The following is a 15364-nucleotide window of genomic DNA, read 5'->3' on the forward strand; positions in this document are numbered from 1 at the left end:
CGGCCGGGGCCCCGCGGGGGGGGCGCCGCCCCGGCAAGGGGCCCCCCCCCGCCGCACGCCCCGCCCCCCGGCCGCCCCCCCCCCCCCCCCCCCCCCCCCCCCCGGGAGGGGCGGCCGCGGGCTCAGGCGGCGGTGGCCTCGGGGACGGCGCGGCCGTCGCGCAGGGCGCACAACAGGGCGATGTCGCGGGCGTGGCCGCGGTCGGCGCTGGGGGTCTCGACCACCACCGGCACGCCGGCCATCGACGGGTGGGTCATGAGCTCGGCGAACGCGGCCACCCCGATGGAGCCCTCGCCGATCGTGGTGTGCCGGTCGCGCTTGGAGCCGCACTCGTCGAGGGAGTCGTTGGCGTGCACCAGGCCCAGCCGGCCGGGGCCCACGGTGGCCTCCAGCGCGTCGAGGACCGCCGTCGTCCCGCCGGGGGTGGCCAGGTCGTGCCCGGCGGCCCACGCGTGGCAGGTGTCCAGGCAGACGCCGACCCGCGGGTGCATGTCCAGCGCCGCGAGGTAGGGGCCGAGGTCCTCGACGGTGGCCGCCAGCGACCGGCCGCCGCCCGCGGTGGGCTCGACCAGCAGCCGCGGGCCGTTGTCGGGGAGCGCGTCGAGCACCGGCAGCAGCCGCTCCCGCAGCTGCCGCAGCGCCGCCTCGTAGCGGTCCTCGTCGACGGCCGACCCGGCGTGCACGACGACGCCGCGCGCGCCGAGCTGCACGCCGCGGGCGAGGTCGGCGGCGATCACCTCGACGGAGCGGTCGACGGTGGCCGGGGTCGGGGAACCGACGTTGACCAGGAACGGCGTGTGCACGAACGCCGGCACACCGCGCTCGGCCAGCCCCGCGACGAAGGCCGCGTCCTGCGCGGGGTCACCGGCGCTGCGCCGCCAGCCGCGGGGATTGCCGACGAACACCTGCACCGCCTGCGCGCCGACGTCGTCGGTGTAGCGCAGCCCGCCGGTGGCCAGGCCCCCGGCCACCTGGATGTGCGCCCCGACGGGGGTCGCGCTCACCCGAAGCTGAGCAGCAGGCTGACCTCGCTGCCCTGGTCGACGACGGTGCCCCCGGCGGGGCTCTGCCGGTACACCCGGTCGCCGGTGATGAAGGTCGACGTGGTGACCTGCAGACCCGCCGCCTCGAGCGCGGCGGTGGCGTCGGCCGCCCGCTGCCCGGTCACGTCGGGGACGGTGACCTGCGGGACGCCGATCGACACCTGGATGGTGACCTCGCTGCCGTAGGGGGCCTCCTGCCCCGGCGCCGGGCTCACCGCCATGACCGCGCCGGTGGCGACGTCGGCGCTGCGGCCCTCGGTGCGCACGACGGTGAAGCCGAGGTCCTCCAGGTTGGCCTGCGCGGCGTCGGCGCCCTGGCCGACCACGTTCGGCACGCCGACCGGCGCCCGGCCGAGGCTGACCGAGACCGTGACCGGCTGGTCACGGCGCAGCTCGGTGCCCGGCTCGGGGTCGAAGCCGGTGACCGCGCCGGCCGGCACCTCCTCGTCGTACACCTCGGTCTCGGTGAGGACGATCGGGACGCCCCCCAGCCGGTCCCGGACGGTCTCGATCGGCTGGCCCACCAGCGCGGGGTCGACGGTGAAGCGCTCGGGACCCTTGGACACGACCAGCTCGACGTCGGTACCGCGGATGGCCTCGCCGCCCTCGGGGTCGGCGGAGATGACCACGCCCTCGGGCACGTCCTCGCTGAACTGGTCCTCGGCGAACACCGGGTCCAGGTCGGCGCCCTGCAGCAGGTCGACGGCGGCCGCGCGGTCGCTGCCCACGATCTCGGGCACCTGCGTCCAGCGGCCCGAGCCCATCCACCAGCCGACCGCACCGACGGTGACGGCGAGGAGCAGCACGACGGCCAGCGCCAGCCGCGCCCGGCGACGGCGCAGGTGCGGCGCCAGGCCCGGCCGCAGCGCCGGCGCGGGACGGCGGCCGCCGACGTCGGCGGTGGGGCCGGCGCCCATGCCGGGCAGCATGCTGGTGCGCCCGGCTCGGCCGCCCGCCGTCGATCCGGACCGGCCGCTGCCGAGCACCGCGGTGCCGGGTTCGTCGGACGCCGGCTCGCTCGGGTGCCGCCGGGCGGGCCGGTTGGTCGGGCGGATGGTGGCCGGGCCCGCCGAGCTGCGGCCGGTGGGCACCGGAACGCGGGCCAGGCCCAGGTCGGTGCGCACGTCCTCGAGGTCGGCGAGGAACGACCCGGCGTCCAGCGGCCGGACGGCCGGCTCGCGCCGGGTGGTGCGCTTGACGAGCTCGTCGACCTGCCACGGGACCGCCGGCACCTCCGAGGAGGGCAGCGGGACGTCGTGGTGCACGTGCTGGTAGGCCACCGCCAGCGGGGTGTCGCCGCCGTAGGGCGGGTGACCGGTGAGCATCTCGAACAGCACCAGCCCGGCGGCGTAGACGTCGCTGCGGGCGTCGGCGCGGCCGCGCTCGAGCTGCTCGGGGGAGAGGTAGGCGACGGTGCCGATGAGCACCCCGCCGGTGTGGCTGGTCTGGCCAGTGCCGGTGAGCGCCCGGGCCAGGCCGAAGTCGGCCACCTTGACCGTGCCGTCGTGGCCGATGAGCACGTTCTCGGGCTTGACGTCGCGGTGCACGATCCCGGCGCGGTGCGCCGCGGCCAGCCCGGCGAGCACCGGCTCGAGGACGGCGAACGCCTCGGCCACGGTGAGCCGGCCGCGCGCCTGCAGCAGGTCGCGCAGCGTGCGACCGCGGACCAGCTCCATGACGAGGAACACCAGGCCCTGGTCGCTGCCCTGGTCGCTGACCGAGACGACGTTGGGGTGGCTGAGCATCGCCGCGGCGCGCGCCTCGCGGGTGAACCGGCCGACGAAGGTCGGGTCGTGCGCCAGGTGCTCGGCCATGACCTTGACCGCGACGGTGCGGTGCAGCCGCAGGTCGGTGGCGGCGTAGACGGTGGACATGCCGCCGCGCGCGAGTCGCTCCTCGAGGCGGTAGCGCCCCTCGAGGACGAGGCCGACCACGGGGTCGGTCACGGCGGTGTCCACGCGACGAGTCTAGGAGCGACCGCCGCGGAAGCCGTCCGCACACGCGGACCGCCGTGCCGGTGGGCACCCTCCCGTCACACCGGTCACGGCAGGGCCCGCGGGGATCAGGGTCCCTGATCGTGCGGCGTCCTCCCTCACGGTGGAACGTGCGGGAGGACGCCCGACGATCAGGTCACCTGATCGTCGCGCGGGCGTCGTCGACGCCTCAGTCGAGCGTCAGGCCGGGGTAGAGCGGGTGGGCGGCGACCAGCTCGGCGGCGGCCGCGCGGGTCTTGTCGGCCAGACCCGCGTCGACGGCGTACTTCGCCTTCGAGGGCGAGCCGTCGCGTGTCGCCGTCGGGCTGGTGTGGGACAGCACGTCGACGACGAGCTCGGCGGTGCGGTCGAACTCGGCGGCGCCGAAGCCGCGGGTGGTCAGCGCCGGGGTGCCCAGCCGGACGCCGGAGGTGTACCAGGCACCGTTGGGGTCGGCCGGGATCGCGTTGCGGTTGGTGACGATGCCGGCGTCGAGCAGCGCGGACTCGGCCTGGCGGCCGGTGAGCCCGAAGGTCGACACGTCCAGCAGCACGATGTGGTTCTCGGTGCCGCCGGTGACCAGCCGGGCGCCGCGGCGGGACAGGCCCTCGGCCAGGGCGACGGCGTTGTCGACGACGGCCTGCGCGTAGCCGGCGAACTGCGGGCGGCGGGCCTCGGCGAAGGCAACCGCCTTGGCGGCCATGACGTGCGGCAGCGGCCCGCCGAGCACCATCGGGCAGCCGCGGTCGACCGAGTCGGAGTACTCCGGCTGGGCCAGCACGAACCCGCCGCGCGGGCCGCGCAGCGACTTGTGGCTGGTGCTGGTGACCACGTGGGCGTGCGGCACGGGGTCGAAGTCGCCGGTGAAGACCTTCCCGGCGACGAGGCCGGCGAAGTGGGACATGTCGACGACCAGCGTCGCGCCCACCTCGTCGGCGATCTCGCGCATCCGCGCGAAGTCGACCTTGCGCGGGTAGGCGGAGTAGCCGGCCATGAGGATCAGCGGGCGGAACTCGCGGGCCCGGGCGGCCACGGCGTCGTAGTCGAGCAGCCCGGTCGCGGCGTCGGTGCCGTAGGAGGACTGGGCGAACATCTTGCCGCTGATGTTCGGGCGGAAGCCGTGCGTGAGGTGACCGCCGGCGTCGAGGCTCATGCCGAGCATCCGCTGGTCGCCGAGGGCGTGCCGCAGGGTGGCCCAGTCCTCGTCGGTGAGGTCGTTGACGTGCCGGACGCCGGCCCGCTCGAGCGCCGGGGACTCGATCCGCTGGGCCAGCACCGCCCAGAACGCGACCAGGTTGGCGTCGATGCCCGAGTGCGGCTGGACGTAGGCGTAGGGGGCGCCGAACAGCTCGCGGGCGTGCTCGGCGGCCAGCGCCTCGACGGTGTCGACGTTCTGGCAGCCGGCGTAGAAGCGGTGGCCGACGGTGCCCTCGGCGTACTTGTCCGACAGCCAGTTGCCCATGGTCAGCAGCACCGCGGGCGAGGCGTAGTTCTCGCTGGCGATGAGCTTGAGCGAGGCGCGCTGGTCGGCCAGCTCGGCGCCGATCGCGTCGGCGACCCGCGGCTCGACCTCGGCGATGACCGACAGCGCGCTGCGGTAGGCGGTCGAGGCGGCGGTGGCGTCGAAGGCGGGGGTCACGTCGGTCATGGGAGGGCTCCTGCGCGGTCGGTGGTCGGCTCTGCCCAGGCGCCCGGCGGGGGAGGTGCAGGCCGCTCCCCGGTGGTGCCCCACCTCGATGCGCCAGTCACGGCCCGCTGCCGATCCTAGCCCGCGACGGCCCCGCGGCCGGGCTGCGTCCTAGGCTCGGACCGTGCCGTCCGACCAGATGCAGACGATGACACCGGCCGAGGTGGCCGACGTCCTGGGGGTCTCGCCCAACAAGGTCCGTCAGCTCGTGCGGGAGGGCAAGCTGCTGGCCGTGCCCGGCAGCGGCAACAGCCGCATCCCCGCGGACTTCCTGCAGGACGGCGCGGTGCTGCGGCACCTGCCCGGGCTGATCACCGTCCTGCGCGACGGCGGGTTCAGCGACGCCGAGGTGTTCGAGTGGCTCTTCCGCGCCGACGAGTCGCTGCCGGGGACGCCCGTCGAGGCGCTCCGCGGCGACCGGCACACCGAGGTCACCCGGCGCGCGCAGGCCCTGGCCTTCTGAGGACCAGGCACAGGAAGCTCTCCGCACGTATCGGCGACCGATACGTGCGGAGAGCTTCCTATGCCTGGCGGCGCCGCGTCCTGAGCCGCACGGCCTGGGCGCTCGCGAGCCGGCGGGCGAACACGCCGAGCCGGCGTGGTTTGGACACGGTCACCCGCCGGTCGAGCACCCGGTAGTCGGCCCGCTCGATCTCGGTGAGGATGCCGCCGTAGAGCGCGGTGGCCGCCCGTACGCAGTCGCGGGACTCCGGCGCGAGCATCGGCGTCCCGGGAGCGGCGTCGTCGTAGCGGCGGCGCACGATCGCGACCATCTCCTGCATCAGCGCCCGGAACCGGGCGTCGTACCGCTTGGCCTCGAGCTGCACGCGGGTCACGCCGTGAGCGGCCATGACGTCGGCGGGCAGATAGACCCGGCCGCGGTCGGCGTCCTCGGCGACGTCGCGCAGGAAGTTGGTCAGCTGGAAGGCCTCGCCCAGCGCGATGGCGTGCGGGGCGGCCTCCTCGCGGGTCACCCCGGGCGCGGTGCCCAGTACGGGGAGCACCTGCAGGCCGATCACCGCCGCCGAGCCCCACATGTACCGGTCGAGCGCGGCGATATCGGCGTAGCCGGTGACGGTGAGGTCGCTGGTCATCGCGGCGAGGAAGTCGACGAGGTGCTCGACCGGGATGGCGTACCGGCGGTAGGTGTGCACCGTGGCCAGCCGCACCGGGTCGTCGGACCAGCCGGCCTCCAGCTCGGCCAGCAGCGCCCGTGACCAGTCGGCGAGGTCGGCCTCGGGGTCGGCGCCGGGGTGGTCGACGAGGTCGTCGGCGGTCCGCGCGGCGGCGTAGAGCGCGTGGATCGCCGGACGGCGGTCGGCGGTGAGCAGCCGGGTGGCCAGGTGGTAGCTCTTCCCGTGCTCGGCGTTGACCGCCGCGCAGTACCGGTAGGCGGCGTCGAGCCGGGCCTGCCGCTCGGCCTGCGTGAGCGGCCGCTCGGTGGCGGTCATGCCCGCACCGGCCCGGTGATCCGCTCGGCGGCCAGCCGGCCGGAGATGACCACCATCGGGACGCCGACGCCCGGCTGCACCGACGAGCCGGCCAGCACCACGTTCTCCGGCCCGCGGCGGGGCAGCGTGGGCGTCCGGAACGGGCCGGTCTGCCCGAACGTGTGGGCCAGGGCGAACGGCGTGCCGGCGGCCATGCCCTGCCGGGCCCAGGTCAGCGGGGTGTCCACGTGCTCCACCTCGATCGCGTCGGTCAGTCCGGTCCAGCCGCGGGCCTCGAGCACGCCGAGCACCTCCTCGCGGTAGCGCGGGGTCAGCGCGTCCCAGTCGATGCCGGGGTTGCCGCCCGAGTGCGGGTCCAGGTTCGGCGCGGGCGCGACCACGCTGAGCACCTGCCCGCCGTCGGGGGCGAGCGAGCGGTCGGTGACCGAGGGCATGCTCACCAGCAGGCTGGGGTCGCTCATCGGCCGGCCGTCGCGGGTCAGCTCGTCGAACACCTCGCGCCAGGCGGCCCCGAAGCTGATGGTGTGGTGGGCCTGGCCGGGCAGCTCGCCGCGCACCCCGAGGTGCAGGGTGACGCAGGAGGGCGAGTACACCGGCCGGCGGCGGGAGAGGCCGGGCACCAGCCGCTCCGGGACGTCGGCGGTGACGACGACGGCGTCGGCGGGCAGCCGCTCACCGCCCGCGAGGCACACCCCGGTGACCCGCCGGCCCCGGACCTCGAGCTGCTCGACGGTCGTGCCGAACCGGAACACCACTCCGGCGTCCGCGGCCGCGGCGGCCATCGCCCGCGGCACCGCGCCGATCCCGCCCACCGGGTGCCAGACGCCGGCGCCGATGTCGAGCTGGGCGATGACTGCGTAGGCGGCGATGGCGCGGAACGGCGAGACCCCGGCGTAGAGGGCCTGGAAGCTGAACAGCCGCCGCAGCCGGTCGTCGTCGAAGAAGCGGGCCACGTGCGCCGACAGCCGGCCGAACCCGCCGCGCCGGACCAGCGCCCACAGCTGCGGGCCGAGCAGGTCCAGCGGGGTGTCGAGGTTGCGGTCGATGAAGGTGGTCAGCTGCAGCCGGTAGAGCTCGGCGAGGTCGGCGAGGTACCGGCGCAGCGCGGCGGCCTCGGCCGGGCCGGCCAGCGCCTCGACCTCCGCGGCGAACGCGTCGACGTCGGCGTGCACGTCCAGGTGCGAGCCGTCGGCGAACTGCGCCCGGTAGGTGGTCTCCAGCGGCACCAGGGTCAGCCGGTCCTCCAGCCGCTCCCCGACGGCGGCCAGCGTGTCGGCCACCAGCTCGGGTGCGGTGAACACCGACGGGCCGGTGTCGAGGACGTAGCCGTCGCGGGCGACGACGCCGGCCCGCCCGCCGGGCCCGTCGGCGCGCTCGACGACGGTCACCTCGCGGCCGGCGCCGCGCAGCCGCAGCGCCGTGGCCAGGCCCGCCAGGCCCGCGCCGATCACGACGACCCGGTCGGTCGCCCCGGGGACGGTGCGCACGCTCAGGCGGTCCGGGAGGTCGCGGCCACGGCGAGCGCGTCGAGCGCGGCGCGGGCCTCCTCGGCGATGGGCGCGTCGGCGATCGCGGCGCGGGCGGTGGCGGTGCGCTCGGTGATCCGCTCCTCCACCCGGGCCCGCGCGCCGGTGTCCTCGATGAGCCGGCGCAGCGCGTCGAGCTCGTCGGCACCGCAGTCGGGGTCGCCGAGGCACTCGCGCAGCAGTCGGAGCCCGGCCTCGTCGGCCTCCTCCTCGGCCAGCGCGATCAGCAGCGTCTGCTTGCCCTCGCGCAGGTCGTCGTCGGCGGACTTGCCGGTGACGGCGGGGTCGCCGAACACGCCGAGGACGTCGTCGCGGAGCTGGAACGCCTCGCCCAGCGGCAGGCCGACCGCGGTGTAGACGTCGGCGGCGCGCGGGCCGGCGCCGGCGAGGGCCGCGCCGAGCTGCAGCGGGCGCTGCACGGTGTAGCCGGCGCTCTTGTAGCGGGCGACGGTGAGCGCGCCCTGGGCGCCGGGCAGCCCGCCGGCGGCGCGCAGCAGGTCGAGGTACTGCCCGGCGGTGACCTCGGTGCGCATGGTGTCCCACACCGAGCGGGCGCGGGCCAGGGCCGGGCCGGAGATGCCCGAGCGGCGCAGCAGCTCGTCGGACCAGACCAGCGCGAGGTCGCCGACGAGGATCGCCGCGCCCACGCCGAAGGCGTCGCCGTCGCCGGCCAGGCCACCGTCGCCGTGGCGGGCGGCGAAGCCGACGTGCGTGGCCGGGCGGCCGCGGCGGGTGAGCGCGCCGTCCATGACGTCGTCGTGGACCAGGGCGCTGACGTGCACGAACTCCAGGGCGGCGACGGCGCGCAGCACCGCGGCGTCGTCCTCGGCCGGGCCGGTGACGTCCTCGGCCACCCCGCGCCAGCCCCAGTAGGCGAAGGCCGGGCGCAGCCGCTTGCCGCCGTCGGCCAGCGCGCACACCTCGTCGACGACGGGGGTGAGGGAGGGATCCATCCCGGCCAGCGTGGCCCGTTGCTCCTCGAGGAAACCGGTGAGCGCGGCCGACACCGCGCCCCGGATGCGGCCCAGGTCGGCGGCTGCCAGGGAGGGCGGCAGCGGCCGGACCACGGACCCTCGTTGCTCCGCCGCGCCGGTGATCACGCGGCCAGTATCGCCCCACCGAGTCGCGCGCGTCCTGTTCGGGTGGTCGCTCACGGGACCTCCTGCCGCTTCCGTACCGGTACCGATCTCCTTCGCCCCGGGCCGCGCGGACGGATGCAGGAGGCTCGACGGGGACGCCCGTACCCTCGGACCCCGTGACCGCCAGCGTCCGCGAGCTGCTCGCGACCTCCCGGCCGACCTGGTCGTTCGAGTTCTTCCCCGCGAAGACCCCCGAGGGCGAGGCCCAGCTGTGGACGGCGCTGCGCCGGCTGGAGCCGCTGCGGCCCTCGTTCGTCTCGGTGACCTACGGCGCCGGCGGCTCCACCCGGGAGGGCACCGTCGCGGTCACCGAGCGGATCGCCGCGGAGACCACGATGACCCCGCTGGCGCACCTGACCGCCGTCGGCCACTCCGTCACCGAGCTGCGCCACGTGGTCAGCCGGCTGGCCGCCGCCGGCGTGCACGACCTGCTGGCGCTGCGCGGCGACCCGCCGGGCCGCGACCCGCAGGCCGAGTGGGTCAAGCACCCGGAGGGCCTGCAGTACGCCGCCGAGCTGGTGGAGCTGATCCGGTCGATGGGCGACTTCTCGGTCGGCGTGGCCGCCTTCCCCGAGCGGCACCCGCGCTCCCCGGACTTCGACACCGACGTCGAGATGTTCGTGCGCAAGTGCCGGGCCGGTGCGGACTTCGCCATCACGCAGATGTTCTTCCGCGTCGAGGACTACCTGCGGCTGCGCGACCGGGTGGCCGCCACCGGCTGCGAGGTGCCGATCATCGCCGGGGTGATGCCGGTGACCAACGCCCGGCAGATCACCCGGATCGTGCAGCTGTCGGGCCAGGCTTTCCCCGAGGACCTCGCCGCCCGCTTCGCCGAGCTCGACGGCGACCGGCCCGAGGACCGGGCGGCGGTGCGCGCCTACGGCGTCGAGGTGGCGACGGCGATGTGCCGGCGGCTGCTGGACGAGGGCGTGCCCGGCATCCACTTCATCACCATGAACCGGTCGACGGCGACGCGTGAGGTGTACGCCAACCTCACCGACCCGCGGACCGGCACCTCGGTGCCCTCGCCGCTGGCCGCCACCCCCTGACACCGGTCCCTAGACCGGCACCCGGTTGCCGGGCGCGAGCAGCTCCGCGGTCATCCGCGCGGCCCGTCGCAGGGCCACCCGCTCGGCCATGTACCCGCCGACCACGCCGATGACGGGCAGCTGCGCGAGGGCCCGCGCGCCGATCCGGCCCTTGGGCCGGGCGTCGAGCGCCTCGTCGATGCGGGACAGCAGCCGGGCGGCCCGCCAGATGGTGCGGATCGCCCCGGCGAGCCCCGCCCGCTCCTCGCGGGCGCCGAGCGCGGCCTCGGTGTAGGCGCCGCGCACCCGCTCCAGCAACGGGCGCACCCGGTCGGGGGGCAGGTCGCGGGCCAGCAGCACCCGCGAGAGCAGCGACACCCGCTCGGCGGGGTCGGTCACCCCGTGCTCGCCCGCGACGCCGAGCACCACCAGCGACTGAACCGCCGTGCCGACGGTGTTCTGGAGCGGCAGCAGGTCGGCCAGCCGCCCGGCCAGCCGGGGCAGCCCGCCGGCCGCGGCGGCCACCATCGACGCGCGGTCGGCCCACCACGCGTCGCGCTCGGCCACCGGCGACCCGGGCGGGCGGCCCAGCCGCTGCACGAGGGGCGCGGTCAGCCGGTCGACCCGGCGCAGGACGTCGACGACGACGGCGTCGCTGAGGGGAGGGGCCATGGGGTGGAGGTACCCCTGACCGCGGTCGCTCCATGCGCGCCCGCTCCCTGCGCCGACCGACGTCGCACCGGAGGGCTGGCCCGGCGCTCGTACCGTGGCGCGCATGTCGGGGTACGGGCGCGCCCGCCGGTGGGGGGTGCTCGCCGCCCTGCTCACGGTCCTGGGCGCGCTGCCGGCCGTCGTCGCCGCACTGCCGGCCGAGGACTCCGACGTCCCCGCGGCCGCCCTGCGCGACGCCGTCCTGGCCAGCGCCGACGTGGGGTTCTCCGGCTACGCGGTCTCGGCCGGCGGGCTGACCCTGCCGGAGAGCGACCAGCTGCCGGCGGTGGCCGACCTGCTCAGCGACCGCGTCCAGCTGCGCGTGTGGTGGCGCGGTGAGGACGAGCACCGGGTCGACGTCGTCACCGCCGCGGGGGAGACCGGCGTGCACGTCGGCCCGGCCGGCACCTGGACGTGGGAGTACGAGTCGTCCACCGCCGAGCGCACCGGACCGGCGCCGCTCGCACTGCCCGCACCGCCGGACCTGGTCCCCGCCGCCCTCGGCCGGCGGCTGCTGTCGGAGGCCGCCGACGACGAGCTGTCGCGCATCGGGGCGCGCCGGGTGGCCGGCCGCGACGCGCTGGGCCTGCGGCTGGTCCCGGCTGCGGCCGCCGCGTCGGTGGCCCGGGTCGACGTCTGGGCCGACGCGGCCACCGGCCTGCCGCTGGCCGTGGAGGTGGTGGCCGACGGCGCCGACGCCCCCGCCCTCCACACCCGCTTCCTCGACCTCGACCTCACCGAGCCCCCGGCCCGGGTCGTCGCCTTCGCCCCGCCGCCGGGCGCCCGCGTCCGCGACGGGCAGGACGCCGGCGGGCTGCTGGCCGAGGCCGGGCGCCGGCTCGCCGAGGTGGCGCTGCCCGCGGAGCTGGCCGGCCTGCCGCGGCGGACGCTCGAGGGCGCGCCGTCGTCGGTCGCGGTGTACGGCCGCGGCGTCACGCTGCTCGCCGTCGCCCCGGTCCCCGCCCGGCTGGCCGGCGGGCTGCAGGCGGCCGTGCGCGCCAGCCCCGGTGCCGTCGTGGACCGCCGGGGCGCTCGGGTGGCCGCCGGGCCGCTGGGGCTGATGCTGGTGGAGCGGCCCGGCTCCGGCACGTACGTCCTGACCGGGACGGTGACGCCCGACGCGCTCGCCGAGGCCGCCGGGCAGGTCCCCGGCGGAGCGCCGTGACCGCGGTGATCCGCACCCGCGGGCTGGTGAAGCAGTTCGGCCGGGTGCGCGCCGTCGACGGGATCGACCTCGACGTCCGCGCCGGCGACGTCTACGGCTTCCTCGGCGCCAACGGCTCGGGCAAGACGACGACGGTGCGGATGCTGCTCGGGCTGGTGCTGCCCACCCGCGGCGAGGTCGAGCTGCTCGGCGGCCGCATGCCGCGCGCGGGCCGGCGGGTGCTGCCGCGCGTGGGCGCGCTCGTCGAGGGCCCGGCCCACCACCGGCACCTGTCCGGCGCGGCCAACCTGGCGCTGCTCGACGCCGCCGGCCCGGGCGGCCCGCGCCGCACGCGGAGGCGGCGGATCGCCGAGGTGCTCGAGCAGGTGGGCCTCGGCGGGGTCGGACGGCGCAAGGTCGGCGCGTACTCCCTCGGCATGCGCCAGCGCCTGGGACTGGCCGGGGCGCTGCTGCGGCGGCCGGAGCTGCTGGTCCTCGACGAGCCCACCAACGGGCTCGACCCGCAGGGCATCCACGAGGTCCGGCAGCTGCTGCTCGACCTGCACCGGGGCGGGACGACCGTGTTCCTCTCCAGCCACCTGCTCGCCGAGGTGGAGCTGCTGTGCAGCCGGGTGGGCGTGCTCGACCGCGGCCGCCTGGTGCTGCAGGAGGAGCTGGCGCGGTTGACCGCACCCACCGGCGCCACCGTCGTCGACACCCCGGCGCCCGAGCGGGTGCGCGCGGTGCTCGACGGCCGGGTGCTGCACGCCGACGGCGGGCGGCTGGTCGTGCGCGGGTCCGACCCGGCCGAGGTCAACGCGCTGCTGGTGGGCGCCGGCGTGCCGGTGACCGGCCTGGCGCTGCAGCGCCCCACGCTCGAGGAGGTCGTGCTCGCCGCCGCGGGCAGCAGCGCCGACCGGGTGGACCGGCCGTGATCGGGGTCGAGCTGGCGAAGACGTTCCGCCGGCCGCGGACCTGGACGACGATCGCCCTGCTCAACGCACTGCCGGTGCTCGTGGCGGTGCTGCTGCGGGTCACCGACCTCACCCCGCGGCCGGGGGAGGGGCCGCCGTTCCTGTCCGCCGTGCTGACCAACGGGGCGCTGTTCCCGCTGGCGGCGCTGGCCATCGTGCTGCCGCTGTTCCTGCCGATCGCGGTCGCGGTGGTCAGCGGGGACGCCGTCGCCGGCGAGGCGCAGGCAGGCACGCTGCGCTACCTGCTCGTCCGCCCGGCCGGCCGCACCCGGCTGCTGGTGGCCAAGCTCGTCGCGGTGATGGCCTTCGTGGTCGTCACCGTCGTGGTGGTGGCCGCGGTCGGCTACGTCGTCGGCACCCTGCTGTTCGACGCACGGCCCGCGGCCGGGACGTCGGTGTCGGGGACGTCGCTGACCACCCGGGAGCTGGCCGGCCGGACGCTGATGGCCGTCGGCTACGTCGCCGTCTCCATGCTCGGCGTCGCCGCGTTCGGGCTGTTCTTCTCCACGCTGACCGATTCGCCGCTGGCCGCCGCGCTCGGGGCGCTGGCGGTGCTGGTCACGTCGTCACTGCTGTTCACCCTCGACGCCGCCTCGCCGATCGCGCCCTACCTGCCCACGCGCTACTGGCTGGCCTTCGTCGACCTGTTCCGCGACCCGGTGCTGTGGCGCGACGTCGTCCGCGGGCTGGCGCTGCAGGGGGTCTACGTCGGCGTGCTGCTGACCGCGGCGTGGGCCAACTTCACCACCAAGGACGTCACGAGCTGAGGCCCGCCGCGGCCAGCCCCGCCCGGACCTCGGCGACCTCGGCGTCACCGGCCGGCACCTGCGGCAGTCGCACCGCCGCGGACGGCAGCCGCCCGAGCAGTGCCAGCGCCAGTTTCGAGCGCAGCGCCCCGTTGCCGGTGCCGCACACCAGGTCGACCACCGGCAGCACGTCCAGGAACACCTTCCGGGCGGCGGCGAGGTCGCCGGCCTCGGCCAGCGCGACGACCTCCGCCAGGCGGTCGCCCACCAGGTGGCCGCTCGTGCTGACCAGCCCGACGGCGCCCACGGCGAGGAAGGGCAGCAGCAGGTGGTCGTCCCCGCAGTACCAGGCCAGCCCCGTGTCGGCGACCAGCCGGGTGGCGGCCGCGACGTCGCCGGTGGCGTCCTTGACCGCCACCACCCGCTGGTGGCCGGCCAGCCGGTGGTAGGAGCCGGCGGTCAGCCGCACGCCGCTGCGGGCCGGGACGTCGTAGAGGGCCACCGGCAGGTCGGTGGCGTCGGCGACCGCCGTCAGGTGCGCGACCACGCCGTCCTGCGAGGGGCGGGAGTAGTAGGGCGTGACCGCCAGCAGCCCGGTGGCCCCGGCGTCGGCGGCCTGTCGGGCCATCGCCACGGCGTGCCGGGTGCCGTTGGACCCGGCGCCGGCCAGCACGGCGGCGCGGCTCCCGACCGCGTCGGTGACCAGGCGCACCAGGTCGGCCTTCTCCCGGTCGGACGTCGTGGGCGCCTCACCGGTGGTGCCGTTGACCACCAGGCCGTCGTGCCCGCGGTCGACGAGCTCGACGGCGAGGCGGGCGGCGGCGTCGAGGTCGACGGCGCCGTCGTCGGTCATCGGCGTGACCATCGCGGTCAGCAGGGCACCGAAGGGGCGGCGGGGGTCGGTCGAGGGCACGGCCGGCAACCTAGCGAGCCGGGCGCGCGGCGCCGTCCTGCCTCACCGGAGCGCGTCCTCCCTCACCGCAGCGCGTCCTCCCGCGCCGCAGCGCGTCCTCCCGCACATCCCACCGTGGGGGAGGACGCCGCACGATCAGGTCACCTGATCGTGGACGCGTACGCCGGACCGCCCTCAGCCGCCGAGGCGGGCGCAGTCGGCGGGGCCCAGCGGCACCGGGTCGCCGGCCGCCAGCTCGGCCACGACCATCGCCTGCACGAGCGGGTCGCGCGGCAGGTCGCCGTGCCCGACCTGCGCGCCGGCGCACACCGACTGCACCTCCAGCTCCACGGCACCCTCGAGCCGGGCGGACTCCGGCGGGGTGACGGTCTCGTCCTGCGCGGTCCAGATCGACACCCAGGTCGCCCCGTCCGGCGTCTCGTCGCCGGCGTTGAGCGCCGCCAGCAGCTCGCTGTCGGTGGCCAGCTGCCGGCACGCCTCGGGGCACTGGCCCGGGGCGAGGGTGACGGCGAGGTCGGCGAGCGTGGTGCCGTGGTGCGGCGACCCGAGGGTGACCACCCGCCGGGCGACGTCGGCGCCGCCGTCCGCGACCCACAGCCGGGCGACCACCCCGCCGGCGGAGTAGCCGACGACGTCGACGCTGTCCGCGCCGGTGCGGTCCAGCGCCGCGCCGGCGGCCTGGTCCAGCGCGTCGGCCGCGGCGGCCAGGTCGCCGGTGCCGTTGCCGGGCAGCGCGACGACGGTGGCGTCGCGGCCCTCCGCGGTCAGCCGGTCGGCCAGCGACGCCAGCGCGCCGGTGCCGCCGCCGTAGCCGGGTACCAGCAGCACCGGGCCCGGCTCCTCCTCCGACACGGGGGCGGCCGGTGCGGCGTCCCCGTCCCGGCCGGTGAGCACGAGCACGGTCGCGGCGACGGCGGCCGTGACGACGAGCGCCAGCAGGACCAGCAGCAGGCGGCGGGTGGAGGTCGGGCCGGCGGGCACGGGTCCACTGTCCCCGGTCGCGCCGGGCGGCGTCGGGGCTGGGAGAGA

Annotated in this window: 14 protein-coding genes and 1 riboswitch; of the genes, 5 read left to right on the forward strand and 9 right to left on the reverse strand. The window is 76.9% G+C overall.

The window, feature by feature from the left end:
- Window positions 1-122: 122 nt before the first annotated feature.
- From ACI79V_RS16485 to ACI79V_RS16495, 3 genes are all read right to left on the reverse strand, one after another.
- A complete protein-coding gene (locus ACI79V_RS16485) occupies window positions 123-1004 on the reverse strand; it encodes a deoxyribonuclease IV (protein ID WP_456890840.1) in 882 nt (293 codons plus the stop codon).
- The gene (gene pknB / locus ACI79V_RS16490) at window positions 1001-3001 is read right to left on the reverse strand and encodes a Stk1 family PASTA domain-containing Ser/Thr kinase (protein ID WP_456890842.1); all 2001 of its coding nucleotides are present in this window, start codon (window positions 2999-3001) and stop codon (window positions 1001-1003) included. Before pknB ends, ACI79V_RS16485 begins: the two co-directional genes overlap by 4 nt.
- Window positions 3002-3206: 205 nt before the next feature.
- The gene (locus tag ACI79V_RS16495; RefSeq protein WP_456890844.1) at window positions 3207-4664 is read right to left on the reverse strand and encodes a glycine hydroxymethyltransferase; all 1458 of its coding nucleotides are present in this window, start codon (window positions 4662-4664) and stop codon (window positions 3207-3209) included.
- A 26-nt stretch (window positions 4665-4690) separates the two neighbouring features.
- Window positions 4691-4775: riboswitch (ZMP/ZTP riboswitch) on the reverse strand.
- Between the two features lie 52 nt (window positions 4776-4827).
- Between ACI79V_RS16495 and ACI79V_RS16500 the strand changes: the two genes are divergently transcribed.
- Entirely contained in the window at window positions 4828-5166 is a 339-nt protein-coding gene (locus ACI79V_RS16500) for an Rv2175c family DNA-binding protein (RefSeq protein ID WP_456890846.1), read from the forward strand.
- A gap of 58 nt (window positions 5167-5224) precedes the next feature.
- Here the strand turns inward: ACI79V_RS16500 and ACI79V_RS16505 are convergent, their stop codons facing one another.
- The 3 genes from ACI79V_RS16505 to ACI79V_RS16515 are packed head-to-tail and all read right to left on the reverse strand — an operon-like array spanning window position 5225 to window position 8747.
- Window positions 5225-6154 carry a phytoene/squalene synthase family protein gene (locus ACI79V_RS16505; protein WP_456890849.1) on the reverse strand — a complete coding sequence of 310 codons (930 nt, stop codon included), beginning with the start codon at window positions 6152-6154 and terminating at the stop codon, window positions 5225-5227.
- Window positions 6151-7641 carry a phytoene desaturase family protein gene (gene crtI / locus ACI79V_RS16510; RefSeq protein WP_456890852.1) on the reverse strand — a complete coding sequence of 497 codons (1491 nt, stop codon included), beginning with the start codon at window positions 7639-7641 and terminating at the stop codon, window positions 6151-6153. The genes ACI79V_RS16505 and crtI overlap by 4 nt, the downstream gene beginning before the upstream one ends.
- 2 nt (window positions 7642-7643) lie before the next feature.
- A complete protein-coding gene (locus ACI79V_RS16515; protein WP_456876107.1) occupies window positions 7644-8747 on the reverse strand; it encodes a polyprenyl synthetase family protein in 1104 nt (367 codons plus the stop codon).
- Between the two features lie 188 nt (window positions 8748-8935).
- Between ACI79V_RS16515 and metF the strand changes: the two genes are divergently transcribed.
- Complete coding sequence (metF, locus tag ACI79V_RS16520; RefSeq protein WP_456890855.1) at window positions 8936-9868, forward strand: methylenetetrahydrofolate reductase [NAD(P)H]; 933 nt, start codon at window positions 8936-8938, stop codon at window positions 9866-9868.
- A gap of 9 nt (window positions 9869-9877) precedes the next feature.
- Here metF and ACI79V_RS16525 read toward each other — a convergent pair whose 3' ends face one another.
- Complete coding sequence (locus ACI79V_RS16525) at window positions 9878-10519, reverse strand: hypothetical protein (RefSeq protein WP_456890857.1); 642 nt, start codon at window positions 10517-10519, stop codon at window positions 9878-9880.
- Between the two features lie 103 nt (window positions 10520-10622).
- On the opposite strand from ACI79V_RS16525, the gene ACI79V_RS16530 reads away from it, so the two are divergent.
- From ACI79V_RS16530 to ACI79V_RS16540, 3 genes are read left to right on the forward strand one after another with little or no spacing between them, the layout of a single operon-like run.
- Window positions 10623-11723, forward strand: a complete 1101-nt coding sequence (locus ACI79V_RS16530; RefSeq protein ID WP_456890859.1) for a transcriptional regulator — start codon at window positions 10623-10625, stop codon at window positions 11721-11723.
- Entirely contained in the window at window positions 11720-12637 is a 918-nt protein-coding gene (locus tag ACI79V_RS16535; protein WP_456890860.1) for an ABC transporter ATP-binding protein, read from the forward strand. Before ACI79V_RS16530 ends, ACI79V_RS16535 begins: the two co-directional genes overlap by 4 nt.
- On the forward strand, window positions 12634-13443 hold the full coding sequence (locus tag ACI79V_RS16540; RefSeq protein ID WP_456890862.1) for an ABC transporter permease: 810 nt from the start codon (window positions 12634-12636) through the stop codon (window positions 13441-13443). The genes ACI79V_RS16535 and ACI79V_RS16540 overlap by 4 nt, the downstream gene beginning before the upstream one ends.
- Here the strand turns inward: ACI79V_RS16540 and dapA are convergent.
- Window positions 13433-14335 carry a 4-hydroxy-tetrahydrodipicolinate synthase gene (gene dapA, locus ACI79V_RS16545; RefSeq protein ID WP_456890865.1) on the reverse strand — a complete coding sequence of 301 codons (903 nt, stop codon included), beginning with the start codon at window positions 14333-14335 and terminating at the stop codon, window positions 13433-13435. The genes ACI79V_RS16540 and dapA overlap by 11 nt on opposite strands.
- Window positions 14336-14509: 174 nt before the next feature.
- A complete protein-coding gene (locus ACI79V_RS16550; RefSeq protein WP_456890868.1) occupies window positions 14510-15316 on the reverse strand; it encodes a lipase family alpha/beta hydrolase in 807 nt (268 codons plus the stop codon).
- Between the last annotated feature and the right edge of the window lie 48 nt (window positions 15317-15364).

Source organism: Geodermatophilus sp. SYSU D00700 (assembly GCF_054050255.1).